An 18,100-nucleotide genomic window follows, 5' to 3' on the forward strand; every position below is an offset into this window, starting at 1 on the left:
ACCAAATATATAGTATTTCTACAAGGAGCTGTTTCTATGATGACAAGGGGCGAAAACTCTAAAAAAATATCTTTTTCAGTAACAGGCATGACGTGCGCCACCTGTGCGAGGATCGTTGAACGGTCTCTTAAAAAAGTAGACGGGGTTGTTTTTGCGGGAGTGAATTTGGCAACAGAAACCGCTTTTGTGGTTCTTGATAAAGATGTTCCAATGGAAGAGCTGGAAGAAGCGGTAAGAAAGGCCGGATACGACGTTTCCCATGAACAGCCGGAAGACCTTGATCGCCGTCGTTATGAAGGGGCAAAAAGAAACCTTCTTATAAGTTGGGGTATAACGGTTCCTCTCATGTTCCTTATGGTTGTCCATATGGCGGGGTTTCATCTGCCCTGGTTTCCCTTTGTCGAAGCTATTGGCGGGGCCATTGTGCTCTTTGGCGCTGGTCGGGCTTCCATGAAAGGGGCCTGGATTGCCCTCTCCCATTTTCACGCAAATATGGATGTACTTGTTTCCCTTGGGGCGTTAGCGGCCTGGTCTACGGCTATTCTACTTCTTGTGGGAGTTAAGGTAACTTCTTTTGGAGCCATTGGCGCTATGATCATTGCCCTTCATGTGACGGGGCGTTTTATTGAGTCCCATCTTCGTGACAGGGCTTCCAAGGAAATTAAGTCTCTTTTGGCAATTCAGGCCAGAGAAGCCCGCATCCTCGATGAATCGGGGCTCGAAATAGCGGTGCCTATAGAGGCAGTTAAGGAAGGATTCATTCTTATGGTCAGGCCCGGGGAACGAATTCCTGCCGATGGAAAGATCATCGACGGGGCCACATCTGTAGATGAATCTATGATTACCGGCGAATCCATTCCTGTTCAGAAAAAATTGGAAGAAGAAGTGACGGGCGGCTCCCTCAACCTCACGGGATCAATAAAGGTTCAGGCGACAAAAATTGGGGAGGATAGCTTTTTAGCTCAGATGATTGCTCTTATTCAGGAAGCCCAGGGAGCAAAAATACCAATTCAGGCCTTTGCCGACAGAGTGACAAATTATTTTGTTCCAGTCGTTGCTGCCCTTGCTGTTATCAGCGGCCTCTTCTGGTTTTTCGGTATCCATCGTTTTTCTTCTTTTCTCGATGGAGCAAGCCGTTATCTGCCGTGGGTCACCTCTGTGCGCGACCCCCTGTCAATTGCTGTTTTCGGATTCATTTCCACTCTCGTAATAGCTTGCCCCTGTGCTCTGGGCCTCGCCACCCCCATGGCTCTTATTACTGGCACAGGCGCGGCTTCCAGGAAGGGGCTTGTCATTCGCAATGCCGAGGCCATACAGACGGCGAAGGAAGTGGGCATTGTGCTTATGGATAAGACGGGCACCATTACTCAGGGAAGCCCCGAAGTTGTTGAGACCAATCTTTCTGATGACGATATGGAAAGGGTAGCGGCCCTGGAACGCCATTCTATCCATCCCTTGGCCAAAGCCATTTCATCGGCCAGGGCAACCCAGCTTGAACCTGTTTTTATGGAAGAGATTGCGGGAGAGGGAGTGAGGGGCACTGTGGGAGAGGATCTATACTTTGTTGGAAAACCTCACGATTCCTCTCTTTATAGCGAGCAGCTTTCTATGGGACGAACTGTGGTGGAAGTACGCAAGAACGGGAAAATTGCGGGTTTTATAGCAATAGAAGATCCCTTGAGAAGGGATTCTATACAGGCTGTAGAACGTCTTAAAAGATTAGGTATCGTCCCTGTGATGGTAACGGGAGACAACGAGCGCACAGCCCAGTCTGTAGGAAAACGTATTGGTATAGAAAAAATCTATGCCGGCATTCGACCTGAAGAGAAATTGAATATCCTGAGGGATTTTCAGGCCCATGGGCAAAAGGTACTCATGGTAGGAGACGGAATGAACGATGCCGCGGCCTTAAAGGGAGCGGATATTGGAGTGGCTATTGGTACGGGAACAGACCTTGCCATTGACAGCGCCGACATAGTTGTTGTGCGTGGCGGAATTTCATCTATTGCCGACGCTATTGAGATTTCCCGTCAGACCTTTACAGTCATCCGCCAAAATCTCTTTTGGGCCTTTGCCTATAACGTCATTGCCATTCCCCTCGCTATGGGAGCCCTGCTCCATCCTGCCATCGCGGAAACGGCCATGGCCTTCAGTTCAATTTCAGTTATCTTGAATTCTATGCGAATTCGCCCCACTTAAGACGGCAAAATAAAAAGGGCTATTGGTTAACCAATAGCCCAATTCTCTCAATAATCTTCGGCGAGGTTCAATTTGCTGACGATGTTACTGACAACTGGTGCACTGACCAGTGCAGCTTGCTCACCCACCGCCACCGCGGAGCGCTTCAATAGCTGGGACAAAAACATCCAGTATGTCGCCAAGATCATTAACTCCTTCGTCACTATCCATTAGACTAAAGAGCTCTTTTACCGCAGGGACAGTGTCAGCGCCATCCACGATGGCCTGTACTATATCCCGAAGGGTAATATTCTTCGATTTAATAACAACAGTTTCTCCCGGAACCATTCCCCAGTCCATGATCATAACCTCCTTGCTATAGAGCATGGTGGTATTGTAAAGGAAAAGGGGGGAAAAATAAATAGAATATTTTCAGGCTTTCCTTTCCTGTATTACTTCCTTGTTTGCGTAAGTATAAAGGGGATTTAGACCTCATTGTTTTTTTCTCTTTTTTATCTTAAAAAATTTACTAAAAAGGTCTAATTTTTATGAAAAAAGGAAAATGCTTTTAAGGGAGGATTTGTATTGACTTTTTTGTCGAATAGAGTGTAAAGTAATAAATACAATAAAACTTCAGCAGGTGTACGGGAAGTCCGGTGAAAATCCGGCGCGGACCCGCCACTGTAAGCTTGACGATGGGACCAAATGCCACTGGAAAGAGTTTTTTCTGGGAAGGGGTTCCAAAGAGCGAAAGCAAGCCAGGAGACCGGCCTGATGAAGAGATGCAAGTTCCCGCGAGGATTCGGGAAGGCTTGTGGAAAAACCCCTCTTAAAATAAAGGGGCAATTTCGCTTTTGAACTCTTAGCCTTTGGTGGCCGTCCTCGGGGGACGGCCATTTTCTATTATAGGAGGATGAGAGTTATGAAGCGGGAGCACGTGGATTTGTTCCAGAACTTCTTAACCCCAAGTGGGGTTACTTTGCTTGAGCAAACGGTGAATGCACTAGAAACAAACTGCCCATCTCTTCCAGAAAGAGAAACACACAGCACGATCTTCTCTCCCATAGATCGATATATTTCCTATGTAAATGGATCTTTGAATAGGGATGGAAATATCGTGATTTCCGCAGATTTTCTTGAGAATACGCGTTTACTCATTAATACATTGCGAAGAGATATTGAGGTTGTTTCTGTTCCCCACGAAGAAGATCTTCAACTCAGGGGCGAGGGGAGGGCTCTTTTTGTTGAAGCCCACTTTAATCTTATCAATGCTGCTCGAGATTGGATGAGTGCCGTTGCTTTAGAGTCTTCAAGCGAAATAACAAAGATCTACCTTTTGTATTGTCGAACCTGCCTTCGTTCTTTGAGGCTTCTAGAGCCTTTATGGTCTAGTAGCGAAAAGGAGGCTATTGCATAATGAATTGTCAGAACCATCACTTATCCCCTCTTTTTACACCTCGAAGTATAACCATAGTAGGGGCATCCGCTGACCTTGACAGCTTGACTGGCCGTACTCTGAAAGCAATGCAGCGTTTTGGATATAGCGGTACGGTGTATCCGGTCAACCCTAAATACGACCAAGTAGGGGGGCTCCAGTGCTATCATGACCTCTCTGAAATTCCGGCAGCGACAGACGCGGCTCTCATTGGCATAAAAGCACATCTGGTGCCGTCGGCGCTTGAAATTTGCGCTGAGAAAGGAATACACTACGCCATAATCTATTCCTCAGGTTTCGCTGAGACTGGGGATGGGTCTTTACAACAACGAATAATAGATATAGCCCGGGAAGGAAAAATCAGAATTCTAGGCCCTAACTGCCAGGGCCTCCTCAACCTGGCAGCACGAATCCCCCTAACCTTCTCGGGCGCCCTTTATAATATAGAACCTCCCGCGGCAGGGCACATAGCTTTTATTTCTCAAAGCGGGGCATTCGGATTTTCCTCCTTTGGAGTAGGTCTCAATCATGGAGTTCGGTATCGATATGTTGTTACAACTGGCAATCAGGCGGATATCGATGCTGTGGAGTGCGCTGGCTATGTCATTCGGGATCCGGAAGTTCGCCTTCTCATGATGTATCTTGAAGGTATTGATGAAGGAGAACGTTTTTTACAGGTTGCCCAAGAGGCAAGGGAACGAAATATTGCCGTTGCCGTTTTAAAGGCAGGACGTTCTCCCTCTGCCCAAAAAGCAGCACGGAGCCATACTGCCGCGTTGACAGGAGACGAAGCCGTATGGAAAGCTATTTTTGAGCAGTACGGCATAATCCAGCTGGAAGACATAGACGATATTATAGGAGTAGGCCAGCTCTTCGGGGCTTCTCCCCGAACGAATGGGAGTAGTGCGGCCATTCTCACCACTTCGGGAGGAGCCGGCATTGTCATGGCCGATAGCCTGAATGATTTAAAAATGAGCGTTCCGGAATTTTCAGTGACAAGTAAAAAGAGGATAGAGGAAGCGATTCCTGATTTTGGAGCGTCTCGAAATCCTGTGGATATGACGGTTCAAATCTCAGAAAAACCAGAGAACTTTCGCCATGTTCTCGATACGGCCCTTGAGGACCCGGATATTCATATGGTCGTTACAGCCTTATCCATGATTGTGGGAGAAGCGGGGCAAGTTATGGCAGAAGAACTGATTCGGAGTTATCAAGATACGCCAAAGCCCCAGGCCGTGGTGTGGATGATCGATGATGAGCATGGCAAGAAATTCATTGAACAGCTAAAAGGCGCCGGGGTTCCTGTTTTTCAAAGTTTTAGACAGTGTGCCCGCGCTTTAAAGGCCCTTGTGAATTGGGGGCAGCGAAGGGAGTTGGCTTCTCATAAGATCGAACTGAAATCGTCTCTTTTGAGTTCTTTCCCCTCACAGTTGACAGAGTACGATGCGAAACGTTTATTGGCTCGATATGATGTCCCTGTAACACGGGAATATCTCTGTCGCGATATGGAAGAATCCTTCGACGCAGCCGAAGAGCTCGGCTTCCCAATTGCCCTTAAAGGGATGTCTGGTGAGATTCTTCATAAAACGGAAGCGGAAGTGGTACATCTTGATATTCGATCCTTTGAAGAGTTGCGTCACAGCCTTAAAAAAATACGAAAGAACATGAAAAAGCACGTTTCAGAAGAAAAGATTCAGGGTTACCTTGTTCAGGAGATGGTTAAAGGCGGCATGGAATGTATTGTAGGAATGAAACGAGACCCCATATTTGGCCCTGTTGTCGCAGTTGGGCTCGGCGGCATTTATGTCGAAGTGCTCGGTGATATCTCACTGCGCCACGCTCCTGTGAATGAAGAAGAAGCATTGGGGATGATTCAAGACCTGAAAGGATTTGGATTTCTTTCAGGGTCACGGGGACAACGCCATAGAGATGTTTACGCCTTGGCAAAAATTGTAAGTCAGGTTTCCCAACTTGCTTGTGTAGAGGAAAATTTGCTTGAACTAGATATAAACCCAGTTTTTGTAATGCCTGAAGGGGAAGGAGCTGTAGCTGCGGACGCACTTGTGATTCGAAAAAATGAAAACTGATCCCTTTGATTGCAACATTAAAACAGTTATACTTTCTGAGGAGAATTAAGTATGGGCGGGGTGTTGCTCACGACATTGCTGAATTTGGCTAATTAAATGAAAGGGGGCTGTTTCTGATGACAGCCTCCTTATGGTATTTAGAGCAGGCTTTTCTACATAAGGAGGGGGATTTTATGAACAACAGAGTCAAAGACGTTCTAAAGCGGGGAGGGGTCGTTATTGGCAGTTTTGTCGGCCTTAATTGCCCAGACCTCGTGGAGATCATGGGACTTTCCGGTTTCGACTTTTGCATTATCGATACGGAACATGGTCCCATGAATCCGGAATCCATACAGCATTTGATACGGACTGCCGAGCTTTCGGGAATGACCCCTATTGTCCGAGTCACCCAAGGAGCAGAAACAGATATCTTACGAGTTCTCGATGTGGGGGCCCAGGGAATTCATGTTCCCCAGGTGAACGACTGTGAAAGAGCTAAAAAGGTCGCGGCATGGTCGAAATACTTCCCCGAAGGAACCCGGGGCGTGGCTCTTCCCCGGGCATTGGGATATGGTCTTCGTCCACTGACCGAAGCCATGAAAGAAGTCAATGAGGAGACCCTGGTCATAACTCACTGCGAGAACGTAGCGTGTCTTGATTGCCTTCATGAAATAGCTTGTCTTGACGGAATTGATTTGATCTTTGTCGGCCCCTACGATCTTTCCCAGTCACTGGGCATACCTGGCCAGATAGACCATCCCTTAATGAAGGAAACTGTGGCCAGAGTCTTGCGCATTACCCGTGAGACAGGTAAACCCGCGGGAATTTTCGTTACATCCGTAGATGAAGCCCTTCGACGCATTGAAGAAGGTTTTCAATACATAGCCTATAGCATTGACATGATACTATTTAGCGAGATATGTAAACAAACCATATCTGGTTTGAAAAAGAAAATGAGTTAAGCAAGCTGTTTTTCTCCGTTTCGTGTTTTTTTAAAGGCTTCTTGTGCAGCCATGATCAATAATTGCAGTCGGTTGTCATTGTTTGTCTGACTCGTTCCCGGGTCAAGGTCAATACAGAGCATGTCAAGTTCGGGGTATAGACGTCGAAGGGCACCCTCTATACCCTTTCCTGTAATGTGGTTGGCGAGACAGCCAAAGGGCTGTAGACAAAGGATATGGTTCACTCCCTTTTCTGCCATATCAATAATTTCTGCGGGCAAGAGCCAGCCTTCACCGGCCTGATTCGCGAGGCTGGCCACGTGTGTTACTTTTCGAGCCAGTACCTGAAGGGTTTGTCGCGGCGACGCAAAACGAAAGTCTTCAAGCACCTCCTCTACTTTTTTCTGGTAATAACCAGTGAGCCGCTCAATAAAAAGTTCCTTAACCACGGTGGAAAAGTCTGGCTGGCTCAAATAAGATTGCCTATTAAAGGCGTTGCTCTGGAATTTCATAAAGAAGAAAGAAGACAACGGTGGAAGCACGGGTTCTATCCTTTGGGCGATAAGCTTGTCTACAATATAGCCCTGGGCATATTCGTTATAGTTCACAAAAATTTCTCCCACGATGCCAATAGAGGGAACATGCTCCATTGCTACAGGCAGAGCGTTAAAATGGCTCACAGCTTCTCTCAGAAGCGAGTTGAGGTCGAAGAGCGATCCCTTCTCCCTTAGCAAAGCCCCAAGACGGTATAAAAATTGTCCATGAAGGGCTTTGGCACTTCCCTGGATATTCTCTCTGGGAGCAGTGGCCAGGTAGAGGGAGGCAAGGATGTCTCCTCCCAGAAGACCGTTAAGAAGGCCCTGGGCTGCCTCTATTTTGTTAACGGAAAAGCCAGCGGTATTAAAATCTTCAACACCAAAGGTGGGAACATCCACTTCTGGAAAGCCAGCAGCTGCTAAAGCCTTTTTAGCCAATGGAACATAATTTGTTGCCCGGCATTGTCCGCCAGTTTGTGTCATCAAAACGGCGGTGGTCTCTGGAGCATATCTTTTTTCCACAAAGGCTTTTAAGACGTCTCCTATAAGTATAATGGCTGGATAACACATGTCGTTATGTACAAATTCAAGGCCAATATCTGTAGAGCGCTGATTCTGTGGCGGAAGTACGGAAGCGTCAATGCCAAGCCCTTCAAAAAGAGGGGGCAGAAGAGGTGAATAGAGCTCAGAGAACCATGGCACAACAAGTTTTTTCAGATCTGTGGATTCCCTCTGCGGTTTCTTTATAGCAGCCGCTTGAACCTCTGTTTGTCCGAACTCAAGTATGGAACGTATTCTGATACGGGCTGCTCCGAGATTTGCAATTTCGTCTATTTTAACAAGGGAGTAGTTGCATCCTCTTGTGCGCATTATATTTTCAAGCTGGTCAATGGTTACGGCATCTACTCCACAGCCGAAGGAGGAAAGATGAAGGAGGTCTAGACCCTCTTTGGCTGCTGCTTTTGCCCCGGCGTAAAGTCTGTTTGTATAGGCCCACTGGGTGACCACCTGGCAGGCATCAAGTTTGAGCTCAAAGGTATCTCCAGCCAGAAGATCTGCCGGAATCGCGTCGGCACCCAGATCGGCAATGAGTTGTGGAATGCCGTGGTTGATGAGGGGATCCAGATGATAGGGGCGGCACGCTATGGCAAGGACAGGGCGGCGGCTCGCCTTTGCCTCCTTAAGGGCTTTTTGTGCCTCATTCCACATCCTTTGTTCATATTCTTGCTGGGCTTCTCTGGCACGCCTAAAGGCTTTCTCCACTATGGGGCGATCAAGGCCAAGGTCAAGGCCATAGTAAAAAAGCTGTTTATGAAAGAGAAAGGGGTTGCGCAGAGAAAATACAGGCGAGTCAAAGGGGACTCCCAAATATTTTTCGGGGTTGATAGCACTTCTGATCACATCGCTATAACTACAGACAATGGGGCAGTTAAAGCTGTTGTTTGCTGTTCGGATCTCTCTTCTTTCGTGAACGATAAGGGGCATAAAGATGCGGTCTACCCCCTTTTCTGCCAAAGCCAGAATATGGCCGTGAGCCAGCTTTGCAGGGAAGCAGATGTTTTCGGACATAACAGAAGAAGCCCCCAATTCGTGTACCCTCTCGCTCGACGAAGGAGAGAGCACTACCCTGAAGCCACTTTCTCTGAAGAAGGTACACCAGAAGGGATAAAGTTCATAGGTGTTGAGAATTTGGGGTATTCCAATGACCCCGCGACATTTACCCAACGGTTCTGTGGGACGGTCGAAAAGGGCCTTAAGCCGAATGTCAAAAAAATTGCGTCCCCGTTTTTTCATTCCGCTATTGCTGAAGATTTTTTGACAGCGGTTCCCTGTATAGAATTTTTGCCCGGACGGGAAACTCAAGCTGGTAACGGAACATCCATTTCCGCAGCCTTGGCAATTGAAAGTTTTGGCAGAAGGGTCATGCCATGTATCAAGAACATCAAGAATGTCGCGCTGGGAGATAGTGTGGTCTTTTTGCCATTGCTCCATTGCATATATGGCAGCTCCCCAGGCTCCCATAAGGCCCGCTCCTACTGGACGAATCACCTGACGTCCCGTTATTTTTTCCATAGCTCGCAATATGGCGGGATTCTGGAATGTTCCGCCCTGAACAACCACAAGGGGGCCAAGTTCATTATAATCACGCATTTTTAGTACTTTATGAAGAGAGTTTCGAATGACGGAGTATGCGAGACCTGCTGCGATGTCAGCGACAGTCCGCCCTTCGTTAAGGGCTTGTTTAACGCTTGAGTTCATGAAAACAGTACAGCGGGTCCCCAAGTCGCAGGGATGGGTCGACTTACAGGCCATCTGGGCGAAGGAATCCATTGTCAATCCAAGGGATTCGGCAAAAGTCTGAATAAAACTGCCGCATCCTGATGAACAGGCTTCATTGATCTGGATGGTGTCAAGATTATTTTCTTTTATTCCCATTGCTTTCATGTCCTGTCCGCCGATGTCAAGAACAAAAGAAACGTCAGGGCATAATGTACGAGCCGCCTTGAAGTGTGCCATGGTTTCTACCAAACCATAGCTGAGGTCGAGGGCCTTGCGAATAAGGTCTTCTCCATAGCCTGTGCTGGCCCCTTCCGTTATAACAAGATCATGACGGTCAGCCTCCGCAAGTACTTTTCTAAAATGAAGGAGAGCACGATGAGTCACTCCAAGAGCATCTCCCCGATTGGGTTGATAGTAAGAGCAAACAAGCCTTTTTTGCTGATCTACGCAGATAAGTTTTGTGGTGGTGGAACCAGAGTCTATTCCAAGAAACAGAGGCCCCTCTGCCTTTTGCGGGCATATACGGGGAATACCCCATTTGTTATGATGACGGATCCATTCCTCTTGTTCTGATTCGTCTTTAAAAAGGGGAGGCAAATCCGGTTCTTTTATACAAATGCGTTCTTTTCCTTTCTCAATGTTCCCTATCAGTTCCTGTAGAGAGAGAGGGTTTCCCTTATCATGGAAAAGTGCCGCTCCAAGGGCAGGCAAAAGTCGTGGAAACTCGGGAAGAGTCACGTCCCTTGCGCCGTCGAGAGCGAGGTTGCTGATAAAAGCTTGCCTCAGGGCAGGAAAGAAAGAAAGGGGGCCGCCGGCAAATAGAATCTGTCTTTTTATATTACGTCCCCTTGATAGAGCTGTAATCACATGAAGAGCAATTGATTTAAACACAGAAGCGGCAATGTCTTCAGGTTTTGCACGTTGGGCAAGAAGGGATTGAATATCTGTCTTAGCGAAAACACCACAACGGGAAGCGATAGTATGTATGGCTTTTCCCCTTAGGGCCAGGTCATTCAAAGTATCGAGCTCTATTCCAAGGAGAGAGGCGACCTGATCAATAAATGCCCCTGTTCCTCCAGCACAGGCTCCGTTCATATTCATGTCGGGATTAAGGTTTTCATCGAAGAAAATGATCTTTGAATCTTCTCCGCCCAACTCTATCATCGTGCGGACATGAGGAGCCTTCTGCCGTATATACCGTGCGGCAGCCACTACCTCCTGAACGAAGGGAAGGGAATGGCATGATGCCAGGTTCATACCGGCAGAACCTGTGATGGCTACGTCGAGCAATAAGTTTTGAGCTTTTGAAACGTAAGAACGTAAAATTGACAAAAGAGTACCGGAGGGATCTGCGTTATGACGTTCATAAGCAGAAAAAAGCAGCTTTCCTCTCGGATTACATACAACAACCTTAACCGTAGTTGAACCTAGATCAATGCCCGTGGGAAAAGCTCTTTCCAATCTGTATCACCTGCTTGTAATTAGCTGCGATTATAAGGGTACGCAACATTATATCCTATTGTAGACCTTGTGGAGAAAATTACATAATTTTTTAAATGGCGTGGCGGGTATTTAGGGGCAGTAGGCGTTTAAAAGCTCCGGCGAGCTCCCTTTCTATATTGTATAAAGCTGCTCTTTTTCTCTTTTGAGGTTGCTCTCTCTTTCTAGGAAAGAAACATTGTGTTCTCTTTGTTGAATGTAATCGTTACTTTTTCACCTACTTCCCATTTTCCATCGTTTCGGCTTAGAATATCCGCTTCTATTGTTTGGCCTTCCAGGTCAATAAAGTAAGTAGTCATGGCCCCTTTGAACTGATGGCCAAGAATTGTCCCTTCATATGAATCGGACATTTCAGGTTGATGTAAGAAAGTGATATCTTCAGGATGAACAGCAATCTTTGTTCCGCCTGGCAATGTGATAATATTGCTTCGTCCTATAAAATCCGCAACAAATGAGTTTTGTGCGTGGAAATAAATATTTCGAGGGGTATCTATTTGTATAATCTCTCCTTTCTCCATAACTACGATTCGATCTGAAAGAGCAAGGGCTTCTTCCTGGTCATGGGTTACGTAGATAGCAGTAATACCAATCCCCTTTTGAAGCTGTCTGATTTCCCTTCTCATCCGTATCCTAAGCTTGGCATCGAGATTACTCAGAGGTTCGTCAAGAAGCAGAACCTTTGGCTCTGTCACAAGGGATCTGGCAAGGGCCACGCGCTGCTGTTCCCCGCCGCTCAACTGGTCGATAGATTTAAAGGCTGAACCGGGGAGGCCGACCTTTGCAAGCATTTCATGCCCCATCTGCATTGCTTTCTTGCGGTCTATTTTTTTGAACTTGAGGCCATAGATGACGTTCTGAAGTACTGTCATATGAGGAAAGAGAGCGTAGCTTTGAAAAACAGTGGCGGTAGGCCTTTTCTCAGGAGGAAGATGCGTAATATCCTCTCCCTCAAGGATGATGCTTCCTTCATCAGGCTGAAGGAAACCGCCGATCATACGCAAGGTTGTTGTTTTTCCACACCCGCTTGGGCCTAAAAGAGAAACAAGTTCTCCTTCGTTCATGTCAAAAGAAAAATTACGAACTGCATAGGAGTGTCCAAATTTTTTATTGAGCTGCTTCAATTGAAGGTACATAACTTTCCTCCGTCTTTTGTGGGTCTGTTGTTTTTTTTCTCAAGAAGAACCATGAAAATCCAACATTTACAATCATGACAACAAGGATAATAACAGAAGCCATTACAGAGCTGACCCCGATATCCCCATTCTGAATAGCATCGAACATTTCTGCAGTAGCGACCTTTGTGTAAGGCGTAACGAGGAAAATAATCCCACCAACGGTAGTCATAGTAAACGTAAAGGTATTAATGAAGCTTACAAGAAAGGCTGGCTTGAGCGAAGGCATAATAATATCTTTAAAAACGTCCAATCCTTTCCCACCCTGATCTCGAACGGCATCCTCAAGTTCAGGATTGACTTGACTCAGCACAGAAATGCCGCTTTTTATTCCTAGGGTCAGCTGGCGATACACGCAGTTTACAACGATAAGAAACCCCGATCCAAGCAAAGCTTCCGGCATCCAGTTAAAGGCAAGGAGATAGGCAATGCCAAAAAAAGGGCCGGGCAATATAAATGGCAGATCAGCGATAAAATCTATGGTTCGGGTCAAGGGGCCCTTTTGCCTTCCTAAAAACCATGCCAGGGCTGTTCCCATAATTCCGGCAGTGAATGCTGCCAGTGTTGCATATTTAATGCTGCGAAGCAGGCAGTGAAGTTTAGCGAGCTTTAATGTCTGGAGGTGGTGGAGGGTTAATGAAAAGTTCACGCCCCATGTTTTGACAATGGCCCCGCAAAAGATTGTTCCATACTTTAGAAGTTCAAAAAGAATGAAGCTCCAGGTAACGGTGAAAATCACGGCGTTTGCCCACGAGGGCAGACGCGATCCTTGTGTATCTGCTCCTGTTACCCTTTTCGAGAAAAGAGGAGTTTTAGTCATCATTTTTCTATAGATAAGAAAAACGACGAAAGCTGGGATAACAAGTAGAGTTGAAATGGCAGATGCCTTGGGAAGATTGTAGATGCCTATAGCTGTCATATAAGCCTGCGTGGCCAGGACATTATAATTCCCCCCAATAAACATGGGAGTTCCAAAGTCTGACAGAGAGCGAATAAAAACAATAAGTGCGGCGGTTACAATCCCCGGGCGCGCGAGAGGAAGGGTAACATGGCATAATGTGTTCCATTTGCTTCCGCCTAGATCTAGAGATGCTTGTTCCAAACTGCGGTCAATCCCTCTTAACACAGCTATAATCAAAAAAGCAGCAATGGTGGCCAGCTCGATGGATTCCATCATAATAATGCCGTGGGGGCCATAAGGACTCCAATGAAGTCCCAATAGTTTCCATGTAATAAGTCCCCTACGGCCAAAAAGCATAATATAGGCCAGAGATGAAACAAATGGAGGGGATATCATAGTTAAAAGGAGCACCATGACGAGGGCCTTTTTGGCTTTAAATGAGGTGTGGGTTATATAAAGGGCACAACACACCCCGATGAACAAAGCTAGAATCGTGGTCCAAAAGCCCACAACGAGGCTGTTTTTCAAGAGAGTCCTGTTTATGACGAGCAGATTTCGATAATGCTCAAGGCTAAAAGCCCCATCGAAATAAACACTTCCCTTTAATATGCATACTGTTGGCCAGAGAATAAATATGAGTACGCTGGCTGCCATTAGGAGATAGATATAAAAGGGGGCACCTTTCGATGCCCCACCAAAGCTGTCTTTACTGTTCTGCCTTGCTGCCAAATTCTTTCTGCCACCTCTCAATAATGCTCTTTCTCATTTCTCCGGATTTTACAGGGTCAACGACAATGATCTTGGCTTCTTTAAGACCTTTCAGATATTCGGGAACATCGGCATCAGGCCGGGTCCCCACTTTGGCGGTATTGGCCATCTGCACTTCTTGTCCTCGTTTAGAAAGGCTCCAGTCAACAAAGGCTTTAGCTGCTTCCATGTTTTTTGCCCCCTTCAGAATAGCAATGGGGGAGAGAAAACCGGGACTTCCTTCCTCTGGAAAAACTGAGACCACTGGATAGCCCTGTTCAATAATCTTTACGCCGCAATCGTATGGATCGATGCCAATGGCAACTTCTCCAAGAGCAGCTTTATTGGGAGGAGCAGCTCCACGCTTTGTGTAAAAGGGAATGTTAGAGTCGATCTTTTTTATAAGATCCCAGCCTTTTTCTTCACCGAAAAGCTGGATGAGGTGAAAGAGAACAGAATAATTTGTTCCAGAAATAGAGGGGTTGCTCATAATGATCTCGCCTTTATACTCTGGTTTTCCCAGATCAGCCCAGCTTGCGGGCATAGGCAAGTTTTTCTCTTTTGCCACATCTTTGTTAATGATAAAGTCTACAGCGCACACTGAAAGACCAGTCCAGTATCCATTGGGATCTTTGTATTGAGCAGGAATTTTCTCTGCCTCCGGAGATATATAAGGTTCAAGAAATCCCTCTTCCGCGGCCTTTACATAACTATCGACGCCCCCACTGAACCAGGCATCGGCCAGAATTTTCCCGTTGGCGGCACGAAGCCTTGTAAGCACTTCTCCTGAAGACATATTCAAGTAATTCACCTTTATCCCTGTGTCTTTGGTGAATTCTGCCATGATCTCATCAATTCCCGTAGCGGCGATAAAAATGCTGATAGTCTGTCCGGCCAGAGGTTTATTGGCACTGGCAAAGGCTGCCGATCCTGCAGCAACAATTAGACAGACAAGTAAAAGAACTGTAAAAAAACGTTTCACCTTTCACCCTCCTTGAGCTATTTCTATGTTTTGGAATAGATTTTATTCCAAAAAGCAATAATACATAAAAGTGACATGAGAGTCAATGTTGTAATGCACAATATGGGGAGAAGAGGGGGGAAACAAAAAGAGGCTCCCTTTGAGGGGAGCCTCACGTCTAAACACCCATTGCGATGGATCCGCTAATGATGAGGGCCATCCCCGCCCAGTGGGAGGCCAGAGGATGTTCTCGCATAAAAATAATAGCTCCTATAGCTGTTAAGAAGGGGCTTGAAGCGGTGATAGGAGTCGCTACTGATGCAGGGGCGTAGTTCATGGCCAGGGCAAATACATATCCCCCTAAAGCCAGACCAACGCTCCCAGACATAAGTATGCTCATATAGTCTCCACGATGGGCCCGTCGCAGAGAAAGCCATCGCTCAGTGTTTTTTCTCGACATAAAACGCCATAGAAGCCATGATGAAGGTACCAGAAAAGCCGCTCTCCAGAAGGTTAGAGAGACAGGATCAATGCCTTGCACAGAGATAGCCCACTTCGTAAGGGGGATGGAAAGCCCCCAGCAGAGGGCTGCCATGAGGGCAGAAAGGTACCCTCTTTTAACTCGCGAAGTTGTATGAGCGGCTCTCTCCGATCCCCTCATGCATATGAGGCCGGCGATGATAAGGGCGGTTCCTGCAAGAACATGGAAAGAGATCTCCTCTTTGAGCCAGAAATAAGATAAAGCCGTGACAACAAGGGGGTAAGAACTGGTAATAGCAACAGAACGGCTGATGCCAAGGTCACGAATAGCAAGGAAATACAGAGTGTCCCCTACGATATTGCAAATAAGGATATTGACAAAAACAGAAAAAAGTACGAGATATCCTGAATGCCAAGCAAGTGCATAAGGACCGCTCGCCAGAGCTATAAAAAAAGAAGCCGCCAAAAAGCCAATAGAACGGATAGCGTTGATCTCATAAAAATTGAGCTCCTTCATGCCCCTTTTAAGAAAAAGAGGAGAAGTAGCCCAACATGCCGCGGTAAGTATGCTAAAGGCAATTCCCAATACCATAATCATAATCCCTCTCGATAAATATTAAAGAATAAAAAATGCCTAGGCCATTATAAAAAGTTTGGGGATTAAGTCCATGGCGACATAAAAGCATAGGGGGATATCCATTCATTTTTTGAAGAAGATCCTTTTACTTTTGCACTCAATCGCATATTTAAATCAAATTTGAGAGAAAGATCAGTAGATGTAAAGAGTGGAGCGTTCTTCATGAGAAATGCTCCACTCCATTAAAGGTTGGTCCCTATAGTTTTTATCTCTTTTCCCAGGCTCCCTCCACGGTTTTTTCAATAAGTGCGTTGTCAGGAATGAATGGAAGGGTGAGATGATAGTCTTCAGCGTATTTTGTGTTTATATCCATAGCAACTTCTATGGCGTGGTCGCAGCGACTCCAGGCTCTGCGGGCGACGCCGCCGAGAACATCCCACATCATGGCTGATCTAATGATGTCATCAACTTCTGCCGAGCCGTCTAGAACCAATCCAAAGCCGCTGTTGATAACTTTGCCTATGCCTACTCCCCCGCCATTGTGCAGGGCGACAAGGGACATCCCCCGAGCGGCGTTTCCCGCGAAGCAATGAGAGGCCATATCCGCACAGATATTACTGCCGTCTTTAATGTTGGATGTTTCTCTGTAAGGGGAATCTGTTCCTGAAACGTCGTGGTGGTCTCGGCCGATCATGACGGGGCCGATTTTCCCTTCCCGCACCATTTTGTTAAAGGCAAGGGCAATGTTCCTCCGGCCTTCGGCGTCCTGATAAAGGATTCGGGCCTGGGTGCCGACGACGAGTCTGTTTTTTTCAGCGTCTTGGATCCATATGTAATTGTCGCGATCCTGAGGACGGCGATGGGAGTCGATGCAGGCCATAGCGGCATGGTCGGTCTTTGAAAGATCTTCAGGCTTTCCGCTTAGACAGACCCAGCGAAATGGACCGTATCCGTAATCGAAGAGCAAGGGGCCCATAATATCTTCCACATAGGATGGAAAGATGAAGCCTTCTCTGGTGTCCTCCCCGTTCTTACATATTTCTTTCACGCCAGCATCAAAGACGGCCCTCATAAAAGAGTTGCCGTAATCGAAGAAGTACGTTCCTCTGTCAACAAGGGCCTTGATCAGTTGAAAATGTTTTTTGAGGCTTTTATCCACAAGGGCCTTGAATCTGACAGAATCTGAGTGAAGCATTTCAGTCCTCTCGGCAAAGGTCAAATCCTGGGGGCAATAGCCTCCGTCATATGGGGCATGACATGATGTCTGGTCTGAAAGAAGTTCAATATGGATATTGTTTTGTACGGCATATTCCAGCAAATCGACAATATTTCCGTGGTAGGCAATAGAGAGGGTTTCCTTCTTGGCCATGTATTCCTTGGCCAGCGAAAAAGCTTCCTTTGCGTCATCTGTGATCCTCGATACCCAGCCCTGGTCGTATCGTGTCTGGATGCGAGAGGCGTCCACTTCCGCAACAATGCCAACTCCTCTGGCTATTTCTACCGCTTTGGGCTGAGCGCCGCTCATTCCTCCAAGGCCTGAAGAAACGAAGAGATGTCCCGCGAGGTCATCGTTGTTTCCAAGGCCGAGATGGAGGCGTCCGGCGTTGATAATGGTGTTGAAGGTGCCGTGGACAATGCCCTGAGGGCCAATATACATCCATCCCCCGGCGGTCATTTGTCCGTAGTTGGTGACCCCAAGCTGCATGAGGCGGTGCCACTCTTCCTGGTTATCGAAGATTCCTACGAGAAGGCCGTTTGTGAGAATGACCCTTGGCGCGTCCGGTTTTGATTTAAAGAGCCCCATGGGGTGGCCGGATGCCACAACGAGGGTCTGATTTTCTGTGAGTTCTTCAAGATATTTTTTAATGAGACGGTATTGCATCCAGTTTTGGCAGACTTGTCCTGTTTCACCATAGGTGACAAGTTCGTAGGGATAGAGGGCAACATCGAAATCCAGATTGTTGTCGATCATAACCTGAAAGGCCTTGCCCGCAAGGCACTTCCCCTTGTATTCATCAACTGGTTTGCCGTAGATACGTCCTTCCGGTCTGAAGCGGTATCCATAGATTCGTCCCCGTGTCTTGAGCTCTTCCATGAATTCAGGGGCAACTTTTTCATGGAGTTCCTCTGGAATGTAGCGGAGCGCATTTTTCAATGCGAGCTCTGTTTCTTTTTTTGTAAGGGTCCAGCCCCTATCGGGGGCTCTTCGAATATCTTCTCTGAACTTCGGGTAGACTGGAAGTTCAGATTCCATCTTGATTGTCATGGCCTGAGCGACCAGATTATTTGTGGATTCCATATAAAATCCCTCCTCTTGGCAGAAAGA

Annotated in this window: 11 protein-coding genes and 1 riboswitch; of the genes, 4 read left to right on the forward strand and 7 right to left on the reverse strand. The window is 46.8% G+C overall.

Features of this window, described 5'->3' with window-relative positions:
• The first annotated feature begins 36 nt into the window (after nucleotides 1-36).
• Nucleotides 37-2,199: a heavy metal translocating P-type ATPase gene (locus B2U56_RS08785; RefSeq protein WP_286953406.1), complete on the forward strand. Its 2,163-nt coding sequence runs from the start codon at nucleotides 37-39 to the stop codon at nucleotides 2,197-2,199.
• A 120-nt stretch (nucleotides 2,200-2,319) separates the two neighbouring features.
• Here the strand turns inward: B2U56_RS08785 and B2U56_RS08790 are convergent, their stop codons facing one another.
• Nucleotides 2,320-2,538: a hypothetical protein gene (locus B2U56_RS08790; RefSeq protein WP_286953407.1), complete on the reverse strand. Its 219-nt coding sequence runs from the start codon at nucleotides 2,536-2,538 to the stop codon at nucleotides 2,320-2,322.
• Nucleotides 2,539-2,799: 261 nt separating this feature from the next.
• Nucleotides 2,800-2,967, forward strand: a riboswitch (cobalamin riboswitch).
• Between the two features lie 133 nt (nucleotides 2,968-3,100).
• Between B2U56_RS08790 and B2U56_RS08795 the strand changes: the two genes are divergently transcribed.
• From B2U56_RS08795 to B2U56_RS08805, 3 genes are all read left to right on the forward strand, one after another.
• On the forward strand, nucleotides 3,101-3,595 hold the full coding sequence (locus tag B2U56_RS08795; protein ID WP_286953409.1) for a hypothetical protein: 495 nt from the start codon (nucleotides 3,101-3,103) through the stop codon (nucleotides 3,593-3,595).
• A complete protein-coding gene (locus B2U56_RS08800) occupies nucleotides 3,595-5,700 on the forward strand; it encodes an acetate--CoA ligase family protein (protein WP_286953411.1) in 2,106 nt (701 codons plus the stop codon). The genes B2U56_RS08795 and B2U56_RS08800 overlap by 1 nt, the downstream gene beginning before the upstream one ends.
• 173 nt (nucleotides 5,701-5,873) lie before the next feature.
• A complete protein-coding gene (locus B2U56_RS08805) occupies nucleotides 5,874-6,641 on the forward strand; it encodes an HpcH/HpaI aldolase family protein (protein ID WP_286953412.1) in 768 nt (255 codons plus the stop codon).
• Here the strand turns inward: B2U56_RS08805 and B2U56_RS08810 are convergent.
• The 6 genes from B2U56_RS08810 to B2U56_RS08835 all read right to left on the reverse strand — a co-directional run bounded on the left by B2U56_RS08810 (nucleotide 6,638) and on the right by B2U56_RS08835 (nucleotide 18,073).
• The gene (locus B2U56_RS08810) at nucleotides 6,638-10,897 is read right to left on the reverse strand and encodes an acyl-CoA dehydratase activase-related protein (protein WP_286953413.1); all 4,260 of its coding nucleotides are present in this window, start codon (nucleotides 10,895-10,897) and stop codon (nucleotides 6,638-6,640) included. The two genes, B2U56_RS08805 and B2U56_RS08810, sit on opposite strands and share 4 nt — an antisense overlap.
• 203 nt (nucleotides 10,898-11,100) lie before the next feature.
• Entirely contained in the window at nucleotides 11,101-12,069 is a 969-nt protein-coding gene (locus B2U56_RS08815) for an ABC transporter ATP-binding protein (protein WP_286953415.1), read from the reverse strand.
• On the reverse strand, nucleotides 12,041-13,738 hold the full coding sequence (locus B2U56_RS08820) for an ABC transporter permease (RefSeq protein WP_213699927.1): 1,698 nt from the start codon (nucleotides 13,736-13,738) through the stop codon (nucleotides 12,041-12,043). Before B2U56_RS08820 ends, B2U56_RS08815 begins: the two co-directional genes overlap by 29 nt.
• Entirely contained in the window at nucleotides 13,716-14,738 is a 1,023-nt protein-coding gene (locus tag B2U56_RS08825) for an ABC transporter substrate-binding protein (protein ID WP_286953417.1), read from the reverse strand. The genes B2U56_RS08820 and B2U56_RS08825 overlap by 23 nt, the downstream gene beginning before the upstream one ends.
• 157 nt (nucleotides 14,739-14,895) lie before the next feature.
• A complete protein-coding gene (locus B2U56_RS08830; RefSeq protein WP_273313341.1) occupies nucleotides 14,896-15,789 on the reverse strand; it encodes a DMT family transporter in 894 nt (297 codons plus the stop codon).
• Between the two features lie 250 nt (nucleotides 15,790-16,039).
• Nucleotides 16,040-18,073, reverse strand: coding sequence for a urocanate hydratase (locus B2U56_RS08835; RefSeq protein WP_286953420.1), 2,034 nt, complete (start codon nucleotides 18,071-18,073; stop codon nucleotides 16,040-16,042).
• Nucleotides 18,074-18,100: the final 27 nt, after the last annotated feature.

Source organism: Aminobacterium sp. UBA4987 (assembly GCF_002396985.1).
Lineage (GTDB): Bacteria > Synergistota > Synergistia > Synergistales > Aminobacteriaceae > Aminobacterium > Aminobacterium colombiense.